Source organism: Microvirga sp. P4_G7, from assembly GCF_056401005.1.
In genome coordinates, this window is the sequence record NZ_JBFUKD010000482.1 from 1 (window position 1) to 3,003 (window position 3,003).

At 62.8% G+C, this 3,003-nt stretch carries 1 protein-coding gene; it reads right to left on the reverse strand.

Annotated features, from left to right (window positions below):
- Positions 1-3,003, reverse strand: a 3,003-nt coding sequence (gene rpoC / locus AC1DT3_RS16710; RefSeq protein WP_477466365.1) for a DNA-directed RNA polymerase subunit beta', incomplete at both ends; no start/stop codon positions are given.

Here is a 3,003-nt window from a genome sequence, read left to right on the forward strand (position 1 = left end):
TCCTGCAAGTGGATGTGCTTGCCCTTCGGGATCAAGTATTCCACCGGCTCGGAGCCATCGTGCGGCGTCAGCGTCAGGCGACGCTTGTTCTTGTAGTCGCGGCCGAACTGGATCGTACCGGACTTCTCCGCGATGATGGCGGCATCCTTCGGACGACGGGCCTCGAACAATTCCGCCACGCGCGGCAGACCGCCCGTGATGTCGCGGGTCTTGGCGCTCTCGGTCGAAACACGCGACAGCACGTCGCCGGCCTTGACCTTCGAACCCGGATCCGCCGTCAGAATGGCGTCGACCGGCAGGAGGTAGCGAGCATCGCCGCCGCGGGCGAGCTTGGCGATCTTGCCGCCCTTGCCCTCGACGATGACCGCCGGACGCAGATCGGCCGTACGGGCCGAACCGCGCCAGTCGATCACGACGCGCTTGGCGATGCCGGTGGACTCGTCCATCGACTCGATCATCGACGCGCCGTCGACCAGATCCTCGTAGGCCACCGTACCGTCGACCTCGGTGAGGATCGGACGGCTGTAGGGGTCCCATTCGGCAATACGCTGACCGCGCTTGATCGTGTCGCCTTCGTCCACCTTCAGGCGCGAGCCGTATTGCAGACGGTGAACCGCCCGCTCGGCGCCGTCGGCTCCGGTGATGACCACCGCCACGTTACGACCCATGACGATGAGTTCGCCATCGGAGTTGCGGGCGATGTTCTTGTTGCGGAAGCCGATCGTGCCTTCGAAGCTCGACTCGATGAAGGACGAATCCGCGATCTGAGCGGCACCACCGATGTGGAAGGTGCGCATGGTGAGCTGCGTGCCCGGCTCGCCGATCGACTGCGCCGCGATGACGCCGACCGCTTCGCCGTGGTTGACCGGCGTACCGCGAGCGAGGTCGCGGCCGTAGCAGGTTGCGCAGACGCCGTTCTTGGACTCGCAGACGAGCACCGAACGGATCTTCACTTCCTGGATACCGGCGGCGTTGATCGCCTCCAGGTGCTGCTCCTCGATCATCGTGCCCTTCGGAACGATGATCGATCCGTCGACGGCCGTCAGATCTTCCGCGGTCGAGCGACCGAGGATGCGGGAAGCCAGCGACGCGACCACCTGGCCGGCATCGATGATGGCCCGCATGCGGATGCCACGCTCGGTGCCGCAATCCGGTTCGCGGATGACGGCGTCCTGCGCCACGTCCACGAGGCGGCGGGTGAGATAACCCGAGTTCGCCGTCTTGAGCGCGGTGTCGGCGAGACCCTTACGGGCACCGTGCGTCGAGTTGAAGTACTCGAGCACGTCCAGGCCTTCCTTGAAGTTCGAGATGATCGGCGTCTCGATGATCTCGCCCGACGGCTTGGCCATGAGGCCACGCATTGCCGCGAGCTGCTTCATCTGAGCCGGCGAACCACGAGCACCGGAATGCGCCATCATGTAGATGGAGTTCACCGGCAGGTCGCGGCCGTTCGCATCCTTCTTGACGGCGGAGATGCGGTTCATCATCTCGCCGGCCAGACGGTCCGAGCACTTCGCCCATGCGTCGACGACCTTGTTGTACTTCTCGCCCTGGGTGATCAGACCGTCCTGATACTGCTGCTCGWAATCCTTCACGAGCGCGCGGGTCTCGTCGACGATCTCCCACTTGTTCTCCGGAATCACCATGTCGTCCTTGCCGAACGAAATGCCGGCGCGGAATGCATTGTAGAAACCGAGCTTCATGATCCGATCGCAGAAGATGACCGATTCCTTCTGACCGCAATGCCGGTAAACGGCATCGATCATGTTGGAGATCTCCTTCTTCGTCATCAGCTTGTTGGCGACGTCGTAGGAGAGCGCCGGATGCTGCGGCAGCAGGCGCGAGAGCATGACACGACCGGGGGTCGTCTCGATGATCTTGCTGACAGGCTGACTGTCTTCGCCGAGACCTTCCCAGCGATAACGGATCTTGGAGTGAAGCGTGATCACCTTGCTGTTCAAGGCATGCTCGATCTCGCCCATGTCCGCGAAGGCTTTGCCCTGACCAGGCTCGCCCTCGGACATGATGGAGAGATAGTAGAGACCGAGAACGATGTCCTGCGACGGCACGATGATCGGCTGACCATTGGCCGGGTGCAGGATGTTGTTCGTCGACATCATGAGCACGCGCGCTTCGAGCTGCGCTTCCAGCGAAAGCGGYACGTGGACCGCCATCTGGTCGCCGTCGAAATCCGCGTTGAACGCCGCGCAGACGAGCGGGTGCAGCTGGATCGCCTTGCCTTCGATCAGGGTAGGCTCGAASGCCTGGATGCCGAGRCGGTGCAGCGTSGGCGCSCGGTTCARSAGMACCGGGTGCTCGCGGATGACCTCGTCCAGRATATCCCAGACCTCGGGCTTTTCCTTCTCGACCAGCTTCTTCGCCTGCTTGACGGTGGCGGACAGACCGCGGGCGTCGAGCTTGGCGTAGATGAAGGGCTTGAACAGTTCGAGCGCCATCTTCTTCGGCAGGCCGCACTGATGGAGCTTGAGCTCCGGACCCACGACGATGACCGAACGKCCCGAATARTCGACGCGCTTGCCGAGCAGGTTCTGACGGAARCGGCCCTGCTTGCCCTTSAGCATGTCGGCSAGCGACTTCAGCGGACGCTTGTTGGCGCCSGTGATGACRCGGCCGCGGCGGCCGTTGTCGAACAGAGCATCGACCGCTTCCTGAAGCATGCGCTTCTCGTTGCGGATGATGATGTCCGGCGCGCGCAGTTCGATCAGGCGCTTCAGGCGGTTGTTACGGTTGATGACGCGGCGATAGAGATCGTTGAGATCCGATGTCGCGAAACGACCGCCGTCGAGCGGAACCAGCGGACGCAGATCCGGCGGAATCACCGGAACGACCGTGAGGATCATCCATTCCGGCTTGTTGCCGGACTGGAGGAACGCCTCGATGATCTTGAGGCGCTTCATCAGCTTCTTCGGCTTCAATTCCGAAGTCGTGACGGCGATTTCCTCGCGAATGTCGATCGCGACCTTCTCGAGATCGAGCTCTTGC